We start from the raw sequence: 23436 nt of genomic DNA, 5'->3' as shown, positions 1-23436 counted from the left end.
CCGGACTCGAGAGCGAGGGATCGCAAGTGCGCCGCGCCGTCTGTCCCGGGTCGTTCGACCCGATCACCAACGGACATCTGGACATCATCGCCCGGGCCTCCAGGCTGTACGACGAGGTCTATGTCGCCGTGATGATCAACCAGTCCAAGAAGGGCCTGTTCGCGATCGAGGAGCGCATCGACCTCATCGGCCGGGTCACCGCCGAGTACGGCAACGTCCGCGTCGAGTCCTTCCACGGCCTCCTCGTCGACTTCTGCAAGGAGCGCGAGATCCCGGCCATCGTCAAGGGCCTGCGCGCGGTCAGCGACTTCGACTACGAACTCCAGATGGCCCAGATGAACAACGGCCTCTCCGGCGTGGAGACCCTCTTCATGCCCACCAACCCCACCTACAGCTTCCTGTCGTCCTCGCTGGTCAAGGAGGTCGCCACCTGGGGCGGCGACGTCTCCCACCTGGTGCCCCCGCTGGTCCACGACGCCCTCGCGGACCGGCTCCGCCGGAACTGACCCCGCCCCCGGGGCCGGTACCACCGCACCCGGATTCCGGCGGGCGCCCCGGAGCCGTACAGTCGTCCCGTCCGTCTCCAACACCAGCTGTAGAGAGTGGCGAGCACACGGTGGACGTGCAGAAGAAGCTCGACGAGATCGTCTCCACGGTCTCCGGCGCCCGATCCATGCCCATGTCGGCCTCGTGCGTGGTCAACCGCGCCGAACTGCTCGCCCTGCTGGAAGAGGTGCGCGCCGCGCTGCCCGGCTCCCTCGCGCAGGCCCAGGAGCTGATCGGCGACCGCGAGCAGATGGTCGAGCAGGCCCGCCAGGAGGCGACGCGGATCATCGAGAGCGCGCACGCCGAGCGCGGCTCCCTCATCTCCGACATGGAGGTCGTCCGCCGCTCCCAGGCCGAGGCCGACCGCATCCTCGCCGAGGCCCGCCGCGAGGCCGAGGAGATCCGCGCCGAGGCCGACGACTACGTCGACTCCAAGCTCGCCAACTTCGAGGTGGTCCTCACCAAGACGCTCGGCTCGGTCGGCCGGGGCCGCGAGAAGCTCCTCGGCACCGGCCCGGGCACCGACGAGAACGGCTACGAGGACGAGGACGCCCCCGAGCGCAGCCACGACCCGGAGACCCTGCGCCGCGACGCCGACGCCTACGTCGACGTCAAGCTCGGCGCCTTCGAGGCCGTCCTGGCCAAGACCCTGGAGGCGGTCGGCCGCGGCCGGCAGAAGCTGCACGGCCGGATCGCCACCGACGACCTCGGCGCCCTCGCCGACGACACCACCACCCGCCGGCACTCCAGCGACGCCGACTACCTCGCCGACCTGGCCGCCCTCGCCGACAGCGACGCCGCCGCCGAGCAGGCCCGCCGGCAGGACTACGCCGACCAGCAGCAGCCGGCCGCGGCCCAGGCGGTCCCCGACGACCAGACCGCGTACGGCTACGCCCAGCAGCCCGACCCGTACGGCGGCTACCCGCAGCAGCCCGACCCGTACGCCGGGCAGCAGGACGCCTACGGCTACCAGGCCGACCCCTACGGCTACCAGGGCTACGTCCCCCAGCAGGCGTCCTACGACGCCCAGCAGCCCGCGTACGACGCGCAGCAGGGCTACGCCCCCGAGCAGTCGCAGCAGTCGCAGCAGTCGCAGGCGCTGGACGAGACCAGCCTGTTCGACACCAGCATGATCAGCGCCGAGCAGCTCAGGGCCTACGAACAGGGCCGGGGGCTGTAGTCCCGCCCGGCCCCGGGCCGGATTGGGCCGTGGGCGGAAGGTCCAGTACCCTGGTTCTTCGGTCGTGTGTAGCCACGCGATCAGCGCTGCCCGCACCACCAGGGGCGGTGCCCCCTCGGTAACACTCAGTACCCCGCTCGAAGATCGAAAGTTGGAATGGCTCTGAACGCCCGCCTCGACCACCGCAACCCCCTCGTGTTCGACACGCACGAGCTGGGACGGCGGCCCGGTGCGCTGCAGCGCCTGTCCCGCACGGTCGACGCTCCCCAGGACCTCGGTATCGCGGGAGTCATCGGAGTGCCGGAAGGCGCCCCGGTGGAGCTGGACCTCCGCCTGGAGTCGGTCATGGAAGGGGTGCTCGTCACGGGCACCGCCCGTGCCGCCGCCAAGGGGGAGTGCGTAAGGTGTCTGGAGCCGGTCGAGCTCGAGCTCGAAGCGGACTTCCAGGAACTCTTCTCGTACCCTGACGCCGACGACCGGGGCCGCGTGATCGCGGAACCGGGCGACGACGCCGAGGACGACGAGGAGAGGTTCTTCCTCGAGGACGGCCTGTTCGACCTCGAACCCGTGCTGCGTGATGCGGTGGTGCTCGCACTGCCGATGCAGCCGGTGTGCCAGGAAGACTGCCCGGGACTGTGCGCCGAGTGCGGCGTGCGCCTGGCGGACGACCCGGACCACCACCATGACGCCGTCGACATCCGTTGGGCGGCTTTGCAGGGACTCGCCGGTTCACTCGGAGACGGCGAGAAGGACGAGATCAGCGGCGCCGAAGCGGAAGCGGGCGTCGACGAGAAGCAGGAGAAGTAGCCGTGGCTGTTCCGAAGCGGAAGATGTCGCGCAGCAACACGCGCCACCGCCGGTCGCAGTGGAAGGCTGCGGTCCCCACCCTGGTTGCGTGTGAGCGCTGCCACGAGCCCAAGCAGCAGCACATCGCGTGCCCGTCGTGCGGCACCTACAACAAGCGCCAGGTCCTCGAGGTCTGAGCGGCTGGTGAGAGGCACTGTGTCCACGCCGAAGAAGAACTCTGCGGAGCACCAGGCCTCGTCCCACACGCTTCTGGAAGGGCGGCTCGGCTACAAGGTCGAGTCCGCCCTTCTGGTGCGTGCGCTGACCCACCGTTCCTACGCGTACGAGAACGGCGGTCTGCCGACGAACGAGCGGCTGGAGTTCCTCGGGGACTCCGTGCTCGGTCTCGTCGTCACCGACACGCTGTACCGCATCCACCCCGACCTGCCCGAAGGCCAGCTGGCCAAGCTGCGGGCCGCGGTGGTCAACTCGCGTGCGCTGGCGGAGGTCGGTCGCGGCCTGGAACTGGGCTCCTTCATCCGGCTGGGCCGCGGTGAAGAGGGCACGGGCGGCCGGGACAAGGCATCCATCCTCGCCGACACCCTCGAAGCGGTGATCGGCGCGGTCTATCTCGACCAGGGCCTGGACGCGGCGGCGGAGCTGGTGCACCGCCTGTTCGACCCCCTGATCGAAAAGTCCTCCAACCTCGGTGCCGGCCTGGACTGGAAGACCAGTCTCCAGGAGCTGACCGCGACCGAAGGGCTCGGCGTCCCCGAGTACCTGGTCACGGAGACCGGCCCCGACCATGAGAAGACCTTCACTGCTGCCGCCCGCGTCGGAGGCGTCTCGTACGGCACCGGCACCGGCCGCAGCAAGAAGGAAGCGGAGCAGCAGGCCGCGGAATCCGCGTGGCGGTCCATCCGGGCCGCGGCGGACGAGCGCGCCCGGGAGGCGGCCGAGGCCGCCGCCGCGCAGGAGGAGAGCGCCGACGTGTCGTCGGCCTCCGCCTGATCCGCTTCGACCGGCACAGCAGGACCCGAGCGCCCGCCCCGTCCCCGGGGCCGGGCGCTCGGTTCGTCACACCGTCACGGGGGAGCGCATGCCCGAGTTGCCCGAGGTCGAGGTCGTCCGGCGCGGACTGGAACGGTGGGTCGCCCACCGGACCGTCGCCGACGCCGAGGTCCTGCACCCCCGCGCCGTACGCCGGCACCCGGCCGGCGGCGACGACTTCGCCCGCCGGCTCCAGGGGTACCGCGTCGGCGTGCCCAGCCGGCGCGGCAAGTACCTGTGGCTGCCGCTGGCCGACAGCGGCCAGGCGGTCCTGGCCCACCTCGGCATGAGCGGCCAGCTGCTGGTCCAGCCGCACGAGGCGCCCGCCGAGAAGCACCTGCGCGTCCGGGTCCGCTTCGCCGACGCCCTCGGCACCGAGCTGCGCTTCGTCGACCAGCGCACCTTCGGCGGACTCTCGCTGCACGACACCTCGCCCGACGGACTGCCCGACGTCATCGCGCACATCGCCCGCGACCCCCTCGACCCGCTCTTCGACGACGAGGCGTTCCACCGGGCGCTGCGCCGCAAGCGCACCACCGTCAAACGGGCCCTGCTCGACCAGTCCCTGATCAGCGGCGTCGGCAACATCTACGCCGACGAGGCCCTGTGGCGCTCCCGCCTGCACTACGACCGACCGACGGCTGCCCTCACCCGGCCCCGCACCGCCGAACTCCTCGGGCACATCAGGGACGTCATGAACGCCGCCCTCGCCGTGGGCGGCACCAGTTTCGACAGCCTGTACGTCAACGTCAACGGGGAGTCCGGCTACTTCGACCGCTCACTGGACGCGTACGGCCGCGAGGGACTGCCCTGCCGGAGGTGCGCCACCCCGATGCGCCGCCGGCCGTGGATGAACCGGTCCAGCTACTACTGCCCCCGGTGCCAGCGCCCGCCGCGCGTCACGCCGTAGCGGACCGCCCGGCGGGGGTCCGCGCGGCGTCGTAGCGCTCGCGGGCCGCCAGCACCTCGTCCATGCTGCCTTCGAGGTACTCGATGAGGGCGACCAGCCGCCGGGCGGTCTCCCGGCCCAGCGCGGTCAGCTCGTAGTCGACGCGGGGCGGGTTGGTCGGCTGGGCCTCGCGGTGCACCAGGCCGTCGCGCTCCAGCGCGTGCAGGGTCTGGGCGAGCATCTTCTCGCTGACGCCGTCCACCCGGCGGCGCAGCTCGTTGAAGCGGAAGGACCCGTGGGAGAGGGCGCCGAGGGTGAGCGCGCCCCAGCGCCCGGTGACATGCTCCAGCGTCGCCCGCGACGGGCAGCCCCGGGAGAACACGTCGTACGGAAGGTCCCGCCCCTGCGGGCACTCCTGCGAGGTCGACATGCCCTCCAGGTTACGCCCGCGCCGCGCCACCCGTCAGGCGGCGCCGCCCCGGGGAAAGCGGGCTAGTTCTAGTAGCCGAAGTCCTGCGTCCACCAAGGGCCGCCGGAGCCGAAGTGGACGCCGACGCCCAGGGTCTTGAAGTCGCAGTTCAGTATGTTCGCCCGGTGGCCCTCGCTGTTCATCCAGGCGTCCATCACCGCGGCGGCGTCCGCCTGGCCGCGGGCTATGTTCTCGCCGCCGAGACCGGATATCCCGGCCGCCTCCGCGCGGTCCCACGGAGTGGCGCCGCTGGGGTCGGTGTGGTCGAAGAAGCCCTGCGCGGCCATGGCCGCGCTGAAGTCCTCGGCGAGGCCGGTCAGCGCGCTGTCGGCGGCGAGCGGGGTGCAGCCGACCTTGGCCCGCTCGGCGTTGACGAGCCGGAGCACCTCCGCCTCGGCGGCGGCCTCCCCGGACACCGCGACGGTCCCGCCGGACGGCTGCCCGGTCTTCTCCGGCTCCTCGGTCACCGTCCGCGACGGAGCGGGCGCCGCCTTCTCGCTCGGGGGCGCCGAGGTCTTCTTCCGCTCGGCGGGGGTCCTCGACGGCGTGGGCGAGGCGGACGCGGAGGGCTTCCCGGAGGCGGACGCGGAGGCGCTGGGGGAGGAGGGCGAGGCCGAACGGCCGGTACCGGACCCGGCGGACTCCTCGCCGCCGACCGCGCCCGAGGTGCCGCCCTGCCCGCTGGGGGTGTTGGCCGGCGAGTCCGCCGCCCGCACGGTGTCGCCGCCGCCCTGGCCCTGGCCGACGCGCAGGCCGTCCAGGCCGGGCACCGCGCCGGTGGCCACCGCCACCGCGCCGAGCGCCACGGCGGCCGAGACGCCGAGCAGTCCCGTACGGACCGGGACGGACGCCGCCTTCTTCCGCCGGCGCCTGCGGGACCCCGCGGGCCGGGGCGCGCCCCCGGCCCGCGCGGAGCCCTCGGGGCCGGCCGCGTCCTCCGGGCCGGCGCCGAACAGGTAGGCGTCGCTCCGGGCCCGGACGTCGGCGTACGCCTCGGGGTTCGGATAGGGCGCGGTCCCTCTGACGGGCGTGTCCCCCGGGGAGGCCAGCGGGTCGTGGTCCTGTGCCCCGGTGCCACCCGGCTGGGCGGCACCGGGGACGCGGCCGGCGGCGGAGCGTCGGTGGCGTCCCATGTACTGGCCTTCCTCGTCCTCGCGGTCGACTCGTCTTCTCGTCTTCGAGGCCGACGCCTGATGCGATCGGCGTCTTCGGCGGTCAACGTCTCTTGATCAATACGAAACTCACACGATCGAGTGAGTTTCGTATGAGATTCATTGGATCGGGACGGTACCGCATGGCGCTGGGGGAGGGTGTGACCATCGGGACATCGGCCCGTTAGGTTGCGGTCATGAGCGAGGATGTACGGCTGGTCGCCTGGGTGCGCGGACGCGTCCAGGGCGTGGGTTTCCGCTGGTTCACCCGGGCGCGCGCCCTGGAGCTGGGCGGCCTGAGTGGTTTTGCTCTCAATCTGGGCGACGGACGCGTCCAGGTGGTCGCGGAGGGGCCCCGGGAGCGGTGCGAGGGGCTCCTGGACTGGCTGCGCGGCGCCGACACGCCCGGCCGCGTGGACGGTGTCACCGAGATCTGGGACACACCCCGCGGCGGCTACGACGGCTTCGCCATCCGCTGACCCCGCCCCTCCGGGTGGCACCCGGGGGACCCGTGCGACCGCCCTGTGGGAGCCGCCCGGAGGGTAAAGAAGCAGGTGGTTGCCGAGAATCGCTTGCCATGGGCGGCTCCGCACGGCAGGATCAGCGCCACGCCCCCAGGGGCCCGCAGAGGTCGAAGCGCCGCCGTTCCGAGGCCGCGCTCCCCGGGTCGTGCGTCGATACGGGGCGTGATCGTGTTGACCGTCAAACTTTTTGGTGAGACTCTGAAAGCCCCGCGCACCTTAGCTGTTTGGCATGGTTGAACGGCAGCAAAAACGCATATGCCAAGCACCGCGGGTGCGAATCCCTCACGACCCACACCGCATCGGTCGGTCACTCATTGTGGAGGACCATCCATCATGGCAAAGGCGCTTCTCGGTTACGTCGGCGGCTCCGACCCGCGACTCCTCGCCGAGATGCGACGGCTCCAGCAGCGTGTCCAGGACCTGGAATCGGAGCTCGTACGAATCCAGGCGGAGAACGACGCACTGGCAGCTGCCGCGTCCCACGACAGGATCATGGAGAGCGTTGACGCACACCAGGCGGAGCCTGCGCTCACCTGATCACTGCCACCGCACCACGACACAGCACGGGCAGCGGTTGGCTGCCCGTACGACCGCCAGGTTGCTCAGAGTTGCAAGGGACGCTTCGGCGTCCCTTCTTTCTTGCCCTCCCGCGTCGTCGCGCCGCTCTCCCCCGCGACCTTTCACCTTCTTCAACGTCTGATGTGCCCTGCGCGTTCAGTGGTGAAACCGCGGGCGCCTCGGCGTTCATGGAGTGGGACGGACCCGGGAGGTAATGTCGGGCGGCGTGCACCTGAAGGCCCTGACCCTGCGCGGGTTCAAGTCGTTCGCCTCCGCGACCACGCTCCGGTTCGAGCCGGGGATCACCTGCGTCGTCGGACCCAACGGCTCGGGCAAGTCCAATGTGGTGGACGCGCTCAGCTGGGTCATGGGCGAACAGGGCGCCAAGTCGCTGCGCGGCGGCAAGATGGAGGACGTCATCTTCGCCGGCACCACCGGCCGCCCGCCGCTCGGCCGGGCCGAGGTGTCCCTGACCATCGACAACTCCGACCGGGCGCTGCCCATCGAGTACGCCGAGGTCACCATCACGCGGATCATGTTCCGCAACGGCGGCAGCGAGTACCAGATCAACGGCGACACCTGCCGCCTCCTCGACATCCAGGAACTCCTCTCCGACTCCGGCATCGGCCGCGAGATGCACGTCATCGTCGGCCAGGGCCAGCTCGACTCCGTCCTGCACGCCGACCCCATGGGCCGCCGCGCCTTCATCGAGGAGGCGGCCGGCGTCCTCAAGCACCGCAAGCGCAAGGAGAAGGCGCTGCGGAAGCTGGACGCGATGAGGGCCAACCTCGCCCGTGTGCAGGACCTCACCGACGAACTGCGCCGCCAGCTCAAACCGCTCGGCCGGCAGGCCGCCGTCGCCCGCCGGGCCGCCGTCATCCAGGCCGACCTGCGCGACGCCCGGCTGCGCCTCCTCGCCGACGACCTCGTACGGCTGCGGGAGGCACTCGCCGCCGAGATCGCCGACGAGGCCGCCCTGAAGGAACGCAAGGAGGCCGCCGAGGAGGACCTCCGCCGGGCGCTGCGCCGTGAGGCGCTGCTGGAGGACGAGGTGCGCCGGCTCGCCCCGCGCCTGACGCGCGCCCAGCAGACCTGGTACGAGCTGTCCCAGCTCGCCGAACGGGTGCGCGGCACCGTCTCGCTCGCCGAGGCCCGGGTCAAGAGCGCCACCTCGGCGCCCGAGGAGGAACGGCGCGGCCGGGACCCGGAGGACCTGGAACGCGAGGCCGCCCGGGTCCGCGAGCAGGAGGCCGAGCTGGAGGCCGCCCTGGAAGCGGCCCGGCGCGCCCTGGAGGACACCGTCGCCCACCGCGCCGAGCTCGAACGCGAGCTGGCCGCGGAGGAACGCCGCCTCAAGGACGCCGCCCGCGCCCTCGCCGACCGCCGCGAGGGCCTCGCCCGGCTCAGCGGCCAGGTCGGCGCCGCCCGCTCCCGGGCCGCCGCCGCGCAGGCGGAGATAGAACGGCTCACCGCGACCCGGGACGAGTCCCGGGAACGCGCCGCCGCCGCCCAGGAGGAGTACGAGGCGCTCCAGGCGGAGGTCGACGGACTCGACGCCGGCGACCACGAACTCGCCGCACGGCACGAGACGGCCAAGCGGGAGCTGGCCGGGGCCGAGTCCGCCCTGAACGCCGCCCGCGAGGCGACCGGCGCGGCCGAACGCACCCGCGCCGCTACCCGGGCCCGGCACGACGCCCTGGCACTGGGCCTGCGCCGCAAGGACGGCACCGGCGCGCTGCTCGCCGCCCGCGACCGGCTGACCGGGCTGCTCGGCCCGGCCGCCGGTCTGCTCACCGTCACACCGGGCCACGAGGTTCCGCTCGCCGCCGCGTTCGGCGCCGCCGCCGACGCCCTCGCCGTGTCCTCCCCGGCCGCCGCCGCCGACGCCCTGCGCCTGCTGCGCAAGCAGGACGCCGGGCGGGCCGCGCTGCTGATCGCCGGCGCCGCCGAGGACGTACCGCACGCTTCCCGGGGCGACGGGCCGCCGTACGCCGCCGAGCTGGTGCGGGGGCCGGCGGAGCTGATGCCCGCCGTACGGCGGCTGCTGCGCGGGATCGTCGTCGTGGAGACGCTGGAGGACGCCGAGGAGCTCGTGTACGCGCGGCCCGGACTGACCGCCGTCACCGCCGAGGGCGACCTGCTCGGCGCGCACCTCGCGCAGGGCGGTTCGGCCGGGGCGCCCAGCCTCATCGAGGTACAGGCCTCCGTCGACCAGGCCGCCGCCGAGCTGGCGGAGCTGGACGTGCGGTGCGCGGAGCTGGCGAGCGCCCAGGAGGCCGCCGGGGAGCGGCGCCGGGAGTGCGCCGCGCTCGTCGAGGAACTGGGGGAGCGGCGCCGGGCCGCCGACCGGGAGAAGTCGGCCGTCGCCCAGCAGCTCGGCCGGCTCGCCGGACAGGCCCGGGGCGCGGCCGGCGAGGCGGAACGCGCCGCCGCGGCGGCCGACCGGGCGCAGGAGGCACTGGACAGGGCCCTGACGGAAGTGGAGGAACTCACCGAGCGGCTGGCCGTCGCCGAGGAGATGCCGGTCGACGAGGAACCCGACACCTCCCGCCGGGACCGGCTCGCCGCCGACGGGGCCAACGCACGGCAGACCGAGATGGAGGCCCGCCTCCAGGCCCGTACGCACGAGGAACGGGTCAGGGCCCTGGCCGGCCGGGCCGACTCGCTGGACCGCGCCGCCCGCGCCGAACGCGAGGCACGCGCGCGTGCCGAGCAGCGGCGCGCCCGGCTGCGCGATGAGGCGTCCGTCGCCGGGGCCGTCGCCTCGGGCGCCCGCCAGCTGCTGGCGCACGTCGAGGTCTCCCTCGCCCGCGCCGAGCGGGAGCGGGCCGCCGCGGAGGAGGCGAGGGCACGGCACGAGCGGGAGCTGGAAGCGGCCCGGACCGCGGGCCGTGACCTCAAGGCCGAGCTCGACAAACTCACGGATTCAGTTCACCGGGGTGAGGTACTCGGCGCCGAGAAACGGCTGCGGATCGAGCAGCTGGAGACCAAGGCGCTGGAGGAACTCGGTGTGGAACCGACAGCACTGGTGGACGAGTACGGGCCGCACCAGGCGGTGCCGCCCTCGCCCCCCGCCCAGGGCGAGGAACTCCCCGACGACCCGGACCACCCGCGCAACCGGCCCCGGCCGTACCGGCGGGACGAGCAGGAGAAGCGGCTGAAGGCCGCCGAGCGGGCCTACCAGCAGCTCGGCAAGGTCAATCCGCTGGCGCTGGAGGAGTTCGCGGCGCTGGAGGAGCGGCACCAGTTCCTCAGCGAGCAGCTGGCGGACCTGAAGAAGACCCGCACCGATCTGCTCCAGGTCGTCAAGGAGGTCGACGAGCGCGTCGAGCAGGTCTTCACCGAGGCCTTCCGGGACACCGCCCGAGAGTTCGAGGGTGTGTTCGGCCGCCTGTTCCCCGGCGGCGAGGGCCGGCTGGTGCTGACCGACCCCGGCAACATGCTCACCACGGGCGTGGACGTCGAGGCCAGGCCGCCGGGCAAGAAGGTCAAGCGGCTGTCGCTGCTCTCCGGCGGGGAGCGTTCGCTGACCGCGGTGGCGCTGCTCGTGTCCATCTTCAAGGCGCGGCCGAGCCCGTTCTACGTCATGGACGAGGTCGAGGCGGCGCTGGACGACACCAACCTGCAACGGCTGATCCGGATCATGCAGGAACTCCAGGAAGCGTCCCAGCTGATCGTGATCACGCATCAGAAGCGGACGATGGAGGTCGCCGACGCGCTGTACGGCGTGTCCATGCAGGGTGACGGCGTGTCGAAGGTCATCAGCCAGCGACTGCGGTAGGCCGAGCCCTCATTACCTTCAAGAAGTGAATGCTCCTGATCTTTCCTCCCTCGCCATCCTTCGCTTGTTTCGGGGTAGAACGTCTCGTAGCTCACACCTACTGTCCTATTGACTTCGAAACTTGAAGGCATAGTCTCTGCAACGTTGCTTTTACCTTCAGGAACCTTCCGACGGTCCTCGAAGGGTGATCCACCCCGGCAGCGTTGCCGGTGGCCCGAGGAGTACACGTGACCAGCACCGCTGAGGCACCCAAGTCAGGAGCCAGAACGGCTCACCCCGATCATCTCGGGCACGTCATCTTCATCGCGGCGGCGGCCGCGATGGGCGGTTTCCTCTTCGGCTACGACAGCTCCGTCATCAACGGCGCCGTCGAGGCCATCCGGGACCGCTACGACGTCGGTTCAGCGCTGCTGGCCCAGGTCATCGCGATCGCGCTGATCGGCTGTGCCATCGGCGCGGCCACCGCCGGCCGCATCGCCGACCGCATCGGCCGCATCCGCTGCATGCAGATCGCCGCCGTCCTGTTCACCGTCAGCGCCATCGGCTCGGCGCTGCCGTTCGCGCTGTGGGACCTGGCCATGTGGCGGGTCATCGGCGGCTTCGCCATCGGCATGGCCTCGGTGATCGGCCCGGCCTACATCGCCGAGGTCTCCCCGCCCGCCTACCGCGGCCGGCTCGGCTCCTTCCAGCAGGCCGCGATCGTCGTCGGCATCGCGGTGTCGCAGCTGGTCAACTGGGGTCTGCTGAACGCGGCCGGCGGTGACCAGCGCGGTGAGCTGATGGGCCTGGAGGCCTGGCAGGTCATGCTCGGCGTCATGGTGATCCCGGCCGTCCTCTACGGCCTGCTGTCCTTCGCCATCCCCGAGTCGCCCCGCTTCCTGATCTCGGTCGGCAAGCGCGACAAGGCCCGCAAGATCCTCGAAGAGGTCGAGGGCACCAACGTCGACTTCGACGCGCGCATCAACGAGATCGAGACGGCGATGCACCGGGAGGAGAAGGCCAGCTTCAAGGAACTCCTCGGCGGCAGCTTCTTCTTCAAGCCGATCGTCTGGATCGGTATCGGCCTGTCGGTCTTCCAGCAGTTCGTCGGCATCAACGTCGCGTTCTACTACTCCTCGACGCTGTGGCAGTCGGTCGGCGTCGACCCCACCGACTCGTTCTTCTACTCCTTCACGACGTCGATCATCAACATCATCGGCACCGTGATCGCGATGATCTTCGTGGACCGGGTCGGCCGCAAGCCGCTCGCCATCATCGGCTCCGTCGGCATGGTCGTCGGCCTGGCGCTGGAGGCCTGGGCGTTCTCCGCCCACCTGGTCGACGGCAAGCTCCCGGCCACCCAGGGCTGGGTCGCCCTGATCGCCGCCCACGTCTTCGTCCTCTTCTTCGCCCTGTCCTGGGGTGTCATCGTCTGGGTCATGCTCGGCGAGATGTTCCCCAACCGGCTCCGCGCCGCCGCGCTGGGCGTGGCCGCCTGCGCGCAGTGGATCGCCAACTGGGCCATCACGGCGAGCTTCCCGTCGCTGGCCGACTGGAACCTCTCCGGCACGTACGTGATCTACACGGTGTTCGCCGCGCTCTCCATCCCCTTCGTCCTGAAGTTCGTCAAGGAGACGAAGGGCAAGGCCCTGGAGGAAATGGGCTGACCGCCCTCCCCGAGTTCGAGGAGAAGGGCCAAGTCCCCGCTGCCCCTCTCCTCGTGCCGTACCGCCGCCCCCGTCCCGGTTCCCGCCGGGACGGGGGCGGCGGTTCTTCGGAGGCGAAGGCTGGTCCGGAGGGCCGCATCGACGGCCCCGGACGCCGGGTCCGCGTCCGGGCCCGCCCGCGGGGCACGCGCTCGGTGGCGTCAGGGGCCCGGCACCGACGTGTCGGCCGGCCTCTTTCCGACCGGCGCGGTCGCTGCCGGGCCCCAGGAACGCGCCCCGGACCGGACATCGGCCCGCGCCCGCCCTCCCCGGCCGACGGGGACGCGCCCCCGCCAGGGGTCTCGGGTCACCGTTCACGGGCACCGTCCGCGGCCAGGGGTCTCGGGGCACTGTTCACGGGCACCGTCCGCGGCCAGGGGTCTCGGGTCACCGTTCACGGGCACCGTCCGCGGCCAGGGGTCTCGGGTCACCGTTCACGGGCACCGTCCGCGGCCCCCGGTCGGCATCGGGCCCGCCCGCGTCGTGCGAGAGCGACGGGTGCGGGGAGAGGGGCGCGGAGGAAAGGGGCCGTCAGGCGCTCGGCGGCTCGGGCTCCTCGGTCCGGGGCCGCGCCGGCGGGACCGCCGGCTTGGGCAGGGTCAGGTACAGGAGGCCGGAGAGCAGGACCGTCGCCACCCAGCCGAGGCCGTACTCCCCGACCACGTTGTTGCCGGCCAGCGGGCCGGTGAACCAGTCCGACGTGGTGAACAGCAGGCCCGCCGCCAGCCCCGCCGCCCAGGCGGCCACCGCGGCGGGGGAGAAGCCTCCCCGGTACCAGTAGGCACTGCTCCGGGTCGTGTCGGCCAGGGCCGTCCCGTCGTACTCCCGGCGCCGCAGCATGTCCGCGCCGAACACGCCGACCCACGCGGAGAAGGCGACCGCCAGCAGCGACAGGAACGCGGTGAAGGAGCCGAGGAAGCTGGTCGCGGCCAGCATCAGCACCCCGCCGAGGACCAGCGAGATCACCGCGTTCACCGAGACCGCCCAGTGGCGCGGCACCCGGAAGCCGAGGGTCTGCGCGGTGAACCCCGCCGAGTACATCGACATCGCGTTGATCAGCAGCATGCCGATCAGCGCGATCAGCAGGTACGGCACCGCGATCCAGGTCGGCAGAATCTCACCCAGGAAGGACACCGGGTCGGCGGCGGAGGCCAGGTCGGGCGTGGAGACCGCCATCACCGAGCCCATCAGGACCATCGGCAGCACGACGATGCCCGCGCCGCCGACCGTCACCCCCACGATCCCCTTCGCGGACGCCGTACGCGGCAGATAGCGCGTGAAGTCAGGCGCGGTCGGGATCCAGCTGACGCCGCCCGCCGCGATCAGCCCGACACCCGTGACCATCGCGGCCACCGTCCCCGCGGGCCGCCCGAACACCGCCGACCAGTCGGTCTCCGCGACCAGGTACCCGAGCACCAGCACCGAGAAGGCGCCGAAGAGGTAGGCCGCGTACGTGTTGCACTTCCGTACGGCGTTGATGCCCAGCCCCGAGATCACGAACGTCGCGGCCACGAAGGCCAGCAGCGTCACGATGTCCCAGGCCGCGTCGGCCCGTACGCCGAAGAGGATGTCGAGGACCGAGAGCAGCGCGTACGCGCCGGTCACCGCGTTGATCGTCTCCCAGCCCCAGCGGGCCACCCAGATCAGGGCGCCCGGCAGCAGATTGCCCCGCTGCCCGAACACCGCCCGGGACAGCGCCATCCCCGGCGCCCCGCCCCGCTTCCCGGCGATGCCGACCAGCCCCACCAGCCCGTACGAGACGACGGGCGCGCACACCCCGACCACCACCGCCTGCCAGAAGCCGAGCCGGTAGGCGACGACCAGACTCGCGCCCATCGTCAGCAGCAGCACGCTGATGTTGGCGCCGACCCAGGTCGGGAAGAGCCCGCGGACGCGGGCGGTGCGCTCGTGGTCCGGCACCTGCTCGATGCCGCGGGTCTCCAGGGCGCCGTCGGTCGCGGCGGCGGTTTCGCTCATGTGGGGGGTCCGTGCCTCGAAGGGCCCGTGCCTCGTGGGGGAGGGCGGGCGGCGGTCGGGGTTCTACGCGCGTCGCTGCGGGCCCCGCCATCGTACTTTGCTCCCATCGCGCCCCTCCAGTGACCTTTGTCCCTTGGAGGAAGTGCCGGACGGGGTGTGCCGCGGGTCCCTGACCGGCGGGGGCCATGACTGATACTGGAGCCGTTATGGACATCCTCATCCTTGCTGTAGTCATCGCCGTGGTCGTGATCGGCGCGCTCAGCGGGCTGGTCGTGGGCAGCCGCCGCAAGAAGCAGCTGCCGAAGCCGCCGCCCGCCGCCCCCGACATCACCGCCCCTCCGACCGAACCGCACGTCGGCGAAGAGGCCGAGACACCGCGCGACGAAACGCGCCGGACGATAGAGGAGGTCGACCTCCCGGACGGCGGCGGCGCCACCGTCGCCGAGCCGCCCGTCGTCGAAGAGCTCGAAGTACCCCGCCTCGAGGTGCCCGAGCCCACCGCCGGCCGCCTGGTCCGGCTCCGCTCCCGCCTCTCCCGTTCGCAGAACGCGCTGGGCAAGGGCCTGCTCACGCTGCTCTCCCGAGAGCACCTCGACGAGGAGACCTGGGAGGAGATCGAGGACACCCTGCTCACCGCCGACGTCGGCGTGCAGCCCACCACGGAACTGGTGGACCGGCTGCGCGAGCGCGTCCGCGTCCTCGGCACCCGCACCCCCGAGGAACTGCGCACCCTGCTGCGCGAGGAGCTGATCACGCTGGTCGGCCCCGAGATGGACCGCGTGGTCAGGACCGAGCCCGCCACCGGCAAGCCCGGCATCGTCATGGTCGTGGGGGTCAACGGCACCGGCAAGACCACCACCACCGGCAAGCTCGCCCGGGTCCTGGTCGCCGACGGCCGCAGTGTCGTCCTGGGCGCCGCCGACACCTTCCGCGCCGCCGCCGCCGACCAGCTCCAGACCTGGGGCGAGCGGGTCGGTGCCCACACCGTGCGCGGCCCCGAGGGCGGCGACCCCGCCTCCGTCGCCTTCGACGCGGTCAAGGAGGGCAAGGAGATCGGCTCCGACGTCGTCCTCATCGACACCGCCGGCCGGCTCCACACCAAGACCGGCCTCATGGACGAGCTGGGCAAGGTCAAGCGGGTCGTGGAGAAGCACGCGCCGCTGGACGAGGTGCTGCTCGTGCTCGACGCCACCACCGGCCAGAACGGCCTCATCCAGGCCCGGGTCTTCGCCGAGGTCGTCGACATCACCGGCATCGTGCTCACCAAGCTCGACGGCACCGCCAAGGGCGGCATCGTGATCGCCGTGCAGCGGGAGCTGGGCGTGCCGGTGAAGCTGATCGGCCTGGGCGAGGGCGCCGACGACCTGGCGCCGTTCGAGCCGGAGGCGTTCGTCGACGCGCTGATCGGTGACTGAACCGGCTCCCCGCAGCCGCACGCCGGAAGCGCCCGCCCCCAGCACCGGGGGACGGGCGCTTCCGGCATCTCACACGGAGGCCGTGCCCGCGACCGCCGCGGAGGTCATGCCCGTCACCGCAACGGGGTCACGTCCGTGACCGGAACGGGGGCTGTGCCCATGACCGGTCCCGGGGTCGCGCTCGCGACCGGCACCGGGGCTGCGTCCATGACCGGAACGGGGGCTGTGCCCATGACCGGCCCCGGGGTCGCGCCCGCAGCCGGCACCGGGCTGCGCCCGTGACCGGAACGGCGGGCTACGCCCGTGACCGGTGCGCCACGTACGCCAGGGTGCCCAGCAGAAGTCGCGCCTCGGGGGGCCGTGTCGCCGAGTCCAGGCCCGGCGGGCGCAGCCAGCGCGCCGGGCCCCGGCCGCCGTGGTCGGAGGGCGGGGCGGTGATGTACCTGCCCCGGCCGAGGCCCCGCAGGTCGAGGGCGGACGGGGCGTCCCAGCCCATCCGGTAGAGCAGCCGGGGCAGCTCGGCGGCGGCGCCGACGGCGACGAAGAAGTGGGCGCGGCCCTGCGGGGTCGCGGTGACCGGGCCGACCGGCAGCCCCATGCGCTCCAGCCGGGCCAACGCCCGGCAGCCCACCGACTCCGCCACCTCGATCACGTCGAAGCTCCGGCCCACCGGCAGCAGCACCGAGGCCCCCGGGAACCCCGCCCACGCCTCGGTCACCTCGTCCAGCGTCGACCCGGCGGGCACCTCCGGCGCGAAGTCCAGCGGGTGCGCGCCCGGCGCCCGGCAGTCGGCGCGCCCGCAGGAGCAGACGCCCTCGGCGGCCCGCGCCCCCGGCACCACGTCCCACCCCCACAGACCGGTGAACTCGGCCACGGCGGTGCACTCCGAGGAGCGGCCGCGGCGCCGAGCGACGGTCCGGAGGTCACGCATTCCCCGACTGCTGCCGATCGTGAAGCCCATGCCCCCTCCAACGGGTCGGGCGCACCGCTGGTTACGAAACGGACGCGCGCCGTGACTCTCTGTACCCCACCTCCCCAGCGCCGGACGTTTCAGACGGCGTCTGGAAGCACGCAGGGTGGTGCACTCGACGCCGCACGCCCCTGACGCACGCCGTTGCATCCGTTCCCGGGTGGCCTGCGTCAAGTGAATCGTGAGGTCGCCACCGGGAGTTCACGCGAAGGGGTGGCGAATCGTGGCGTTTGCCGAATCGCCATGGCCGCGTGCGTGATCGTAGGATTACTTTGTGTGCATGCTGCCTGGGGGCACATGCGCCGGTGCCTATGCCGGAGGCAAGTCGGCTTTCCGTTCGAAGAGTGACAACTGTGGGACGGACGGTCCGAACACCGGCATTCTGGTAAGGCTTGGCGCACTCGGCGACAGGCGGTCTTGAAGGAATGGGGGCGTTCCCGTGAGCGGCAACGGCGGTGGCGGAACGGGCGCTGGGCACCCCGGACCCCCAGGACCCACCGAGAAGCGCCCCAACGAGCTGCTCACCTCCTGGTTCGTGCGCAGCGGCTGGTCCAAGGGCGAGCTGGCCCGGCAGGTCAACCGCCGGGCCCGCAGGCTCGGCGCCAGCCACATCTCCACGGACACCTCCCGCGTCCGCCGCTGGCTGGACGGCGAGAACCCCCGCGAGCCGATCCCCCGCATCCTGTCCGAGCTGTTCTCCGAGCGCTTCGGCGTCGCCGTCTCCGCCGAGGACCTGGGCCTGCGCGCCTCCCGCCCCACGCCCTCCGCTACCGGCGTCGACCTGCCCTGGACCGGCCCGCAGACGGTGGCCCTGCTCAGCGAGTTCTCGCGCAGCGACCTCATGCTGGCGCGCCGCGGCTTCCTCGGGACCTCGCTGGCCCTCTCCGCGGGCCCGTCCCTCATCGAGCCCATGCAGCGCTGGCTCGTGCCCAACCAGCCCGCCGCCGCCCCGGAACCCGAACCGGCCGCGGGCCGCGCCCGCGGCCGGCTCTCCAAGCCCGAGCTGGACCTGCTGGAGACCACCACCGTCATGTTCCGCCGCTGGGACGCCCAGTGCGGCGGCGGCCTGCGCCGCAAGGCCGTCGTCGGCCAGCTCCACGAGGTGACCGACCTCCTCCAGGAACCCCAGCCGGGCGCCACCCGCGCCACGCTGTTCAAGGTCGCCGCCGAGCTGGCCGAACTGGCCGGCTGGATGTCGTACGACGTCGGACTCCAGCCCACCGCGCAGAAGTACTTCGTGCTCGCGCTGCACGCCGCCAAGGAGGCCGGTGACCGGCCGCTCGGCTCGTACATCCTCTCCAGCATGAGCCGCCAGATGATCCACCTCGGCCGGCCCGACGACGCGCTGGAACTGATCCACCTCGCCCAGTACGGCAGCCGGGACTGCGCGAGCCCGCGCACCCAGTCCATGCTGTATGCGATGGAGGCCCGCGCCTACGCCAACATGGGGCAGCCCGGCCGGACCAAGCGGGCCGTGCGGATGGCCGAGGACATCTTCGCCGAGGCCGACGAATGGGACGAGCCGGACCCCGACTGGATCCGCTTCTTCTCCGAGGCCGAACTGCACGGCGAGAACAGCCACTCCTACCGCGACCTCGCCTACGTCGCCGGCCGCAGCCCCGCCTACGCCTCGCTCGCCGAACCCCTGATGAAACAGGCCGTCGACCTCTTCGCCGAGGACGACGAGCACCAGCGGTCCTACGCCCTCAACCTGATCGGACTGGCCACCGTGCACCTGCTGCGCCGCGAGCCCGAGCAGAGCGCGGCCCTCGCCACCGACGCCATCGGCATCGCCAAGAAGGTCCGCTCCGAACGCGTCAACACCCGCATCCGCAAGACCGTCGACACGGCCGTACGCGACTTCGGCGGACTGGCCGAGGTCGTCGACCTCACCGACCTGCTCGCCAAGGAGCTGCCCGAGACCGCCGAAGCCGTCTGACCCCCGAAGACCCCGGCCGCGGCCGGCCCTCCCGAACCGCCCGACTCGGCTCCCCCATGCCAGGTCACCGGAGGGCCGCCGCGGCCGGCCCGCGGCAGGTTGCGCCACGATAACGATCGGGCGCGGCGAGATCAGGCAGTTCACCGGCACGTAACACGCACGACCTCTTCGTCACGGCGGCGAAACAACGAGGGGCGCCCACCGAAACCGCGCTGCGCCAATCTCATGGCGCATAACCGGCCCACCCCTCATTCCGCCCAGGCTTCGCCCGCACGGGGCCGTACCAACGACGAGGAGACGCCGATGGCACCAGCCATCACCCTTGCCGCAGAGGCGCCCACGCTCTCTGCCGCCAACACAGGGTTCATGCTCATCTGTTCCGCCCTGGTGATGCTCATGACCCCCGCCCTGGCCTTCTTCTACGGAGGCATGGTCCGGGTCAAGAGCACCCTGAACATGCTGATGATGAGCTTCATCAGCCTCGGCATCGTCACCGTCCTGTGGGTGCTCTACGGCTTCTCCATGGCGTTCGGCACGGACTCCGGCTCGCTCATCGGCTGGAACTCCGACTGGGTGGGTCTGAGCAACATCGGCCTCACCGAACTCTGGGACGGCTACACGATCCCGGTCTTCGTCTTCCTGGTCTTCCAGATGATGTTCGCGATCCTCACGCCCGCCCTGATCAGCGGCGCCCTCGCGGACCGCGTCAAGTTCACCGCCTGGGCGCTTTTCGTCGCCCTGTGGGTCACCGTCGTCTACTTCCCGGTCGCGCACTGGGTCTGGGGCGCCGGCGGCTGGGCCTTCGAGCTGGGCGTCATCGACTTCGCCGGCGGTACGGCCGTGCACATCAACGCCGGTGCCGCGGCCCTCGGCGTCATCCTCGTCATCGGCAAGCGCGTCGGCTTCAAGCGGGACCCGATGCGCCCGCACAGCCTGCCGCTGGTCATGCTCGGCGCCGGGCTCCTCTGGTTCGGCTGGTTCGGCTTCAACGCCGGCTCCTGGCTCGGCAACGACGACGGCGTCGGCGCGCTGATGTTCGTCAACACCCAGGTCGCCACCGGCGCCGCCGTCCTCGGCTGGCTCGCCTACGAGAAGATCCGGCACGGCGCCTTCACCACCCTCGGCGCCGCCTCCGGCGCGGTCTCCGGCCTGGTCGCCATCACCCCGGCGGGCGGCGCCGTCTCCCCGCTCGGCGCCATCGCCATCGGCCTGATCGCCGGCGTCGTCTGCGCCATGGCCGTCGGACTGAAGTACAAGTTCGGCTACGACGACTCCCTCGACGTCGTCGGCGTCCACATGGTCGGCGGCATCCTCGGCTCCCTGCTCATCGGCTTCTTCGCCACCGGCAAGGGCCAGTCCGACGTCGCGGGCCTCTTCTACGGCGGCGGCCTGGACCAGCTCTGGAAGCAGTGCGCCGGCGTCTTCGGCGTCCTCGCCTACTCCCTGGTGGTCTCCGCCGTCCTCGCCTTCCTCCTCGACAGGACCATCGGCATGCGGGTGTCCGAGGACGTCGAGGTGACCGGTATCGACCAGGCCGAGCACGCCGAGACCGCATACGACTTCAGCGGAGCCGGCGGCGGCGCCGCCCGCACCGGCACCCTGCCCGCCACCCCCGTCGCCGGCGCCCAGAGCAAGAAGGTGGACGCATGAAGCTCATCACCGCCGTCGTCAAGCCGCACCGGCTCGACGAGATCAAGGAAGCCCTCCAGACCTTCGGCGTGCACGGCCTGACCGTCACCGAGGCCAGCGGCTACGGCCGCCAGCGCGGACACACCGAGGTCTACCGGGGCGCCGAGTACACCGTCGACCTCGTCCCCAAGATCCGCATCGAGGTGCTGGTCGAGGACGACGACGCCGAACAGCTCATCGAGGTCGTCGTCAAGGCGGCCCGCACCGGCAAGATCGGTGACGGCAAGGTGTGGTCGATCCCGGTCGACACCGCCGTCCGGGTCCGCACCGGCGAGCGCGGCCCGGACGCGCTCTGACACGACGGACGAACAGGAGTCGCTGGGTGACACGCACGGACGTGACGACGACAGAAGCAGAGGACTCGGGACCCAGCGGCTACGCGGCGGCCCGGCTGCGCCTCCTCACCGAGGGGGCGCGGTCCGGGCCGCCGCGCCGTTCCGCCCTCTCCGCACTGACGGACGAATGGCTCACCGGCCTCTTCGACACCGCGGCCGGCGAACTGGGCCTGCGGGGCGTGTCCCTGGTCGCGGTCGGCGGATACGGCCGCGGCGAGCTGTCCCCGCGCAGCGACCTCGACCTGCTCCTGCTGCACGACGGCCACGACGACAAGGCGGTCGCCGCGCTCGCCGACCGCCTCTGGTACCCCGTCTGGGACCTCGGCCTCGCCCTCGACCACTCGGTCCGCACCCCCGCCGAGGCCCGCCGGACCGCGGGCGAGGACCTCAAGGTCCACCTCGGTCTCCTCGACGCCCGCCACCTCGCCGGCGACCTCGGCCAGACCGCCGCGCTGCGCACCACCGTCCTCGCCGACTGGCGCAACCAGGCACCCAAGCGCCTCCCCGCACTCCAGGAACTCTGCGCCGAACGCGCCGAACGCCAGGGCGAACTGCAGTACCTCCTCGAACCCGACCTCAAGGAGGCCCGCGGCGGACTGCGCGACGCCACCGCCCTGCGCGCCGTCGCCGCCTCCTGGCTCGCCGACGCCCCCCGCGAGGGCCTCGCCGCCGCCCGCCGCCTCCTCCTCGACGTCCGCGACGCCCTCCACCTCGTCACCGGCCGCGCCACCGACCGGCTCGCCCTCCAGGAACAGGACCAGGTCGCCGCCGAACTCGGCCTCCTCGACGCCGACACCCTGCTCCGCCAGGTCTACGAGTCCGCCCGCCTCGTCTCCTACGCCAGCGACGTCACCTGGCGCGAGGTCGGACGCGTCCTGCGGGCCCGGTCGGTACGGCCCCGGCTGCGCGCCATGCTCGGCGGCGGCAAACCGGCCCCCGAACGCTCCCCGCTCGCCGAGGGCGTCGTCGAACAGGACGGCGAGGTGGTGCTCGCCCGCGCCGCACGCCCCGAACGCGACCCCGTCCTCCCGCTGCGCGCCGCGGCCGCCGCCGCGCAGGCCGGACTCCCGCTCTCCCTGCACGCCGTGCGCCGCCTCGCCGCCACCGTGCGCCCCCTGCCCACGCCCTGGCCCGCCGAGGCCCGCGAACAGCTCGTCACCCTGCTCGGCTCCGGCCGGCCCACCGTCGAGGTCTGGGAAGCCCTGGAGGCCGAGGGACTGGTCACCCGGCTGCTGCCCGACTGGGAGCGGGTGCGCTGCCGCCCGCAGCGCAACGCCGTGCACGTCTGGACCGTCGACCGGCACCTCATCGAGACCGCGGTGCGCGCCGCCGCGTTCACCCGCCGCGTCCACCGCCCCGACCTGCTGCTCGTCGCCGCCCTGCTGCACGACATCGGCAAGGGCTGGCCCGGCGACCACTCGGTGGCCGGCGAGATCATCGCCAAGGACGTCGCCGTCCGCATCGGCTTCGACCCCGCCGACGCCGCCGTCCTCGCCACCCTCGTACGCCACCACCTGCTGCTCGTCGACACCGCCACCCGGCGCGACCTGGACGACCCGGCCACCGTACGGGCGGTCGCCGAGGCGGTCGGCACCCAGAGCACCCTGGAACTGCTGCACGCCCTCACCGAGGCCGACGCCCTGGCCACCGGCCCCGCCGCCTGGTCCGCCTGGCGCGGCTCGCTCGTCGCCGACCTGGTCAAACGGGTCTCCGCGGTGCTCTCCGGGGACCCCCTGGAGGACCCGGAGGCCGCCGCGCCCACCGCCGAGCAGGAACGGCTCGCCCTGGAAGCCTTCCGCACGGGCGGGCCGGTCCTGGCCCTGCGCGCCCAGACGGAACCTCCCGCCGAGGCGCCCGCGCAGGCGCCGGGCGAGCAGGAACCGCTCGGCGTGGAGCTGCTGATCGCCGTACCCGACCAGGCGGGCGTGCTCCCCGCCGTCGCCGGGGTCCTCGCCGTGCACCGCCTCACCGTCCGCACCGCCGAACTGCGCGCCCTGCCGCTGCCGGACGGCGTCGACGGCTCCGCCCTGCTCCTCGACTGGCGGGTCGCCGCCGAGTACGGCTCGCTGCCGCAGGCCGCCCGGCTCCGCGCCGACCTGGTCCGCGCCCTGGACGGCTCCCTGGACATCGCCGCCCGCCTCGCCGAACGCGACGCCGCCTACCCGCGGCGCCGGGGCGTGGTCGCGCCCCCGCCCCGGGTGACGGTCGCCCCGGCCGCGTCCCGCTCCGCGACCGTGTTCGAGGTCCGCGCCCAGGACGCGCCGGGTCTGCTGTTCCGGATCGGCCGGGCGCTGGAGGAGGCGGGCGTACGGGTGCGCAGCGCACACGTCTCGACGCTGGGCGCCAACGCCGTCGACGCGTTCTACGTGACGCCGGCCGAGGGCGGACCGCTGCCGCGGGAGGAAGCGGTGTCGGTGGCGCGGACGCTGGAGGAGATGCTCCGGGGGTGACCCTGCACCGCCCCGCCCGCTCACTCGTCCGGTGGGTGGGGA

The 23436-nt window shown here is 72.6% G+C and carries 19 protein-coding genes; 15 read left to right on the top strand and 4 right to left on the bottom strand.

Annotation, left to right across the window (positions count from 1 at the left end; all coding sequences use genetic code 11):
• Positions 1–26 precede the first annotated feature (26 nt).
• From coaD to mutM, 6 genes are all read left to right on the top strand, one after another.
• Positions 27–506, top strand: coding sequence for a pantetheine-phosphate adenylyltransferase (gene coaD / locus Sdagh_RS12240; RefSeq protein WP_189419960.1), 480 nt, complete (start codon positions 27–29; stop codon positions 504–506).
• A 110-nt stretch (positions 507–616) separates the two neighbouring features.
• On the top strand, positions 617–1726 hold the full coding sequence (locus tag Sdagh_RS12235) for a F0F1 ATP synthase subunit B family protein (RefSeq protein ID WP_190077417.1): 1110 nt from the start codon (positions 617–619) through the stop codon (positions 1724–1726).
• A gap of 156 nt (positions 1727–1882) precedes the next feature.
• Positions 1883–2533: a YceD family protein gene (locus Sdagh_RS12230; protein ID WP_189419708.1), complete on the top strand. Its 651-nt coding sequence runs from the start codon at positions 1883–1885 to the stop codon at positions 2531–2533.
• Positions 2534–2535: 2 nt separating this feature from the next.
• Entirely contained in the window at positions 2536–2709 is a 174-nt protein-coding gene (rpmF, locus tag Sdagh_RS12225; protein WP_003951102.1) for a 50S ribosomal protein L32, read from the top strand.
• Between the two features lie 7 nt (positions 2710–2716).
• Positions 2717–3523 (top strand): ribonuclease III, encoded by an 807-nt coding sequence (gene rnc, locus Sdagh_RS12220; protein ID WP_370594921.1) that lies wholly within the window; start codon positions 2717–2719, stop codon positions 3521–3523.
• A gap of 88 nt (positions 3524–3611) precedes the next feature.
• The gene (gene mutM / locus Sdagh_RS12215; RefSeq protein ID WP_189419706.1) at positions 3612–4472 is read left to right on the top strand and encodes a bifunctional DNA-formamidopyrimidine glycosylase/DNA-(apurinic or apyrimidinic site) lyase; all 861 of its coding nucleotides are present in this window, start codon (positions 3612–3614) and stop codon (positions 4470–4472) included.
• Here the strand turns inward: mutM and Sdagh_RS12210 are convergent.
• Positions 4462–4881, bottom strand: a complete 420-nt coding sequence (locus tag Sdagh_RS12210) for a winged helix-turn-helix transcriptional regulator (protein ID WP_189419704.1) — start codon at positions 4879–4881, stop codon at positions 4462–4464. The two genes, mutM and Sdagh_RS12210, sit on opposite strands and share 11 nt — an antisense overlap.
• Positions 4882–4949: 68 nt before the next feature.
• Positions 4950–6053 carry a CAP domain-containing protein gene (locus Sdagh_RS12205; RefSeq protein ID WP_189419702.1) on the bottom strand — a complete coding sequence of 368 codons (1104 nt, stop codon included), beginning with the start codon at positions 6051–6053 and terminating at the stop codon, positions 4950–4952.
• A 215-nt stretch (positions 6054–6268) separates the two neighbouring features.
• Between Sdagh_RS12205 and Sdagh_RS12200 the strand changes: the two genes are divergently transcribed.
• The 4 genes from Sdagh_RS12200 to Sdagh_RS12185 all read left to right on the top strand — a co-directional run bounded on the left by Sdagh_RS12200 (position 6269) and on the right by Sdagh_RS12185 (position 12580).
• Positions 6269–6550, top strand: a complete 282-nt coding sequence (locus Sdagh_RS12200; RefSeq protein ID WP_189419700.1) for an acylphosphatase — start codon at positions 6269–6271, stop codon at positions 6548–6550.
• A 378-nt stretch (positions 6551–6928) separates the two neighbouring features.
• Complete coding sequence (locus Sdagh_RS12195) at positions 6929–7132, top strand: hypothetical protein (protein WP_029384211.1); 204 nt, start codon at positions 6929–6931, stop codon at positions 7130–7132.
• Between the two features lie 247 nt (positions 7133–7379).
• A complete protein-coding gene (gene smc / locus Sdagh_RS12190; protein ID WP_189419698.1) occupies positions 7380–10934 on the top strand; it encodes a chromosome segregation protein SMC in 3555 nt (1184 codons plus the stop codon).
• Between the two features lie 227 nt (positions 10935–11161).
• Positions 11162–12580 carry a sugar porter family MFS transporter gene (locus Sdagh_RS12185; RefSeq protein ID WP_189419695.1) on the top strand — a complete coding sequence of 473 codons (1419 nt, stop codon included), beginning with the start codon at positions 11162–11164 and terminating at the stop codon, positions 12578–12580.
• A 570-nt stretch (positions 12581–13150) separates the two neighbouring features.
• Here Sdagh_RS12185 and Sdagh_RS12180 read toward each other — a convergent pair.
• Entirely contained in the window at positions 13151–14596 is a 1446-nt protein-coding gene (locus Sdagh_RS12180) for a cytosine permease (RefSeq protein WP_189419693.1), read from the bottom strand.
• A gap of 206 nt (positions 14597–14802) precedes the next feature.
• On the opposite strand from Sdagh_RS12180, the gene ftsY reads away from it, so the two are divergent.
• On the top strand, positions 14803–16011 hold the full coding sequence (gene ftsY / locus Sdagh_RS12175) for a signal recognition particle-docking protein FtsY (RefSeq protein WP_190077416.1): 1209 nt from the start codon (positions 14803–14805) through the stop codon (positions 16009–16011).
• A 295-nt stretch (positions 16012–16306) separates the two neighbouring features.
• Here the strand turns inward: ftsY and Sdagh_RS12170 are convergent, their stop codons facing one another.
• Positions 16307–16972 carry a bifunctional DNA primase/polymerase gene (locus tag Sdagh_RS12170; RefSeq protein WP_189419691.1) on the bottom strand — a complete coding sequence of 222 codons (666 nt, stop codon included), beginning with the start codon at positions 16970–16972 and terminating at the stop codon, positions 16307–16309.
• Positions 16973–17420: 448 nt separating this feature from the next.
• Here Sdagh_RS12170 and nsdA point away from each other — a divergent pair, with 448 nt between their 5' ends.
• The 4 genes from nsdA (at position 17421) to Sdagh_RS12150 (ending at position 23394) form a co-directional block, all read left to right on the top strand.
• Entirely contained in the window at positions 17421–18920 is a 1500-nt protein-coding gene (nsdA, locus tag Sdagh_RS12165) for a transcriptional repressor NsdA (protein WP_189419690.1), read from the top strand.
• A gap of 303 nt (positions 18921–19223) precedes the next feature.
• Complete coding sequence (locus Sdagh_RS12160; RefSeq protein WP_190077415.1) at positions 19224–20570, top strand: ammonium transporter; 1347 nt, start codon at positions 19224–19226, stop codon at positions 20568–20570.
• Positions 20567–20905: a P-II family nitrogen regulator gene (locus tag Sdagh_RS12155; protein WP_189419686.1), complete on the top strand. Its 339-nt coding sequence runs from the start codon at positions 20567–20569 to the stop codon at positions 20903–20905. The genes Sdagh_RS12160 and Sdagh_RS12155 overlap by 4 nt, the downstream gene beginning before the upstream one ends.
• Positions 20906–20931: 26 nt before the next feature.
• Positions 20932–23394, top strand: a complete 2463-nt coding sequence (locus Sdagh_RS12150) for a [protein-PII] uridylyltransferase (protein WP_189419684.1) — start codon at positions 20932–20934, stop codon at positions 23392–23394.
• The last annotated feature ends 42 nt before the right edge of the window (positions 23395–23436 follow it).

Source organism: Streptomyces daghestanicus (assembly GCF_020521275.1).
In the GTDB taxonomy this organism is placed as follows: Bacteria; Actinomycetota; Actinomycetes; order Streptomycetales; family Streptomycetaceae; genus Streptomyces; species Streptomyces griseoviridis.
This window is presented reverse-complemented; position numbering and strand designations above follow the sequence as displayed.

Bases quoted from the DNA above. Each gene is read 5' to 3' on its own strand.
- Sdagh_RS12230 (WP_189419708.1), top strand. From the start codon at position 1,883: ATGGCTCTGAACGCCCGCCTCGACCACCGCAACCCCCTCGTGTTCGAC.
- mutM (WP_189419706.1), top strand. From the start codon at position 3,612: ATGCCCGAGTTGCCCGAGGTCGAGGTCGTCCGGCGCGGACTGGAACGG.
- Sdagh_RS12210 (WP_189419704.1), bottom strand. From the start codon at position 4,881: ATGTCGACCTCGCAGGAGTGCCCGCAGGGGCGGGACCTTCCGTACGAC.
- Sdagh_RS12205 (WP_189419702.1), bottom strand. From the start codon at position 6,053: ATGGGACGCCACCGACGCTCCGCCGCCGGCCGCGTCCCCGGTGCCGCC.
- Sdagh_RS12200 (WP_189419700.1), top strand. From the start codon at position 6,269: ATGAGCGAGGATGTACGGCTGGTCGCCTGGGTGCGCGGACGCGTCCAG.
- Sdagh_RS12195 (WP_029384211.1), top strand. From the start codon at position 6,929: ATGGCAAAGGCGCTTCTCGGTTACGTCGGCGGCTCCGACCCGCGACTC.
- Sdagh_RS12180 (WP_189419693.1), bottom strand. From the start codon at position 14,596: ATGAGCGAAACCGCCGCCGCGACCGACGGCGCCCTGGAGACCCGCGGC.
- ftsY (WP_190077416.1), top strand. From the start codon at position 14,803: ATGGACATCCTCATCCTTGCTGTAGTCATCGCCGTGGTCGTGATCGGC.
- Sdagh_RS12170 (WP_189419691.1), bottom strand. From the start codon at position 16,972: ATGGGCTTCACGATCGGCAGCAGTCGGGGAATGCGTGACCTCCGGACC.
- Sdagh_RS12160 (WP_190077415.1), top strand. From the start codon at position 19,224: ATGGCACCAGCCATCACCCTTGCCGCAGAGGCGCCCACGCTCTCTGCC.
- Sdagh_RS12155 (WP_189419686.1), top strand. From the start codon at position 20,567: ATGAAGCTCATCACCGCCGTCGTCAAGCCGCACCGGCTCGACGAGATC.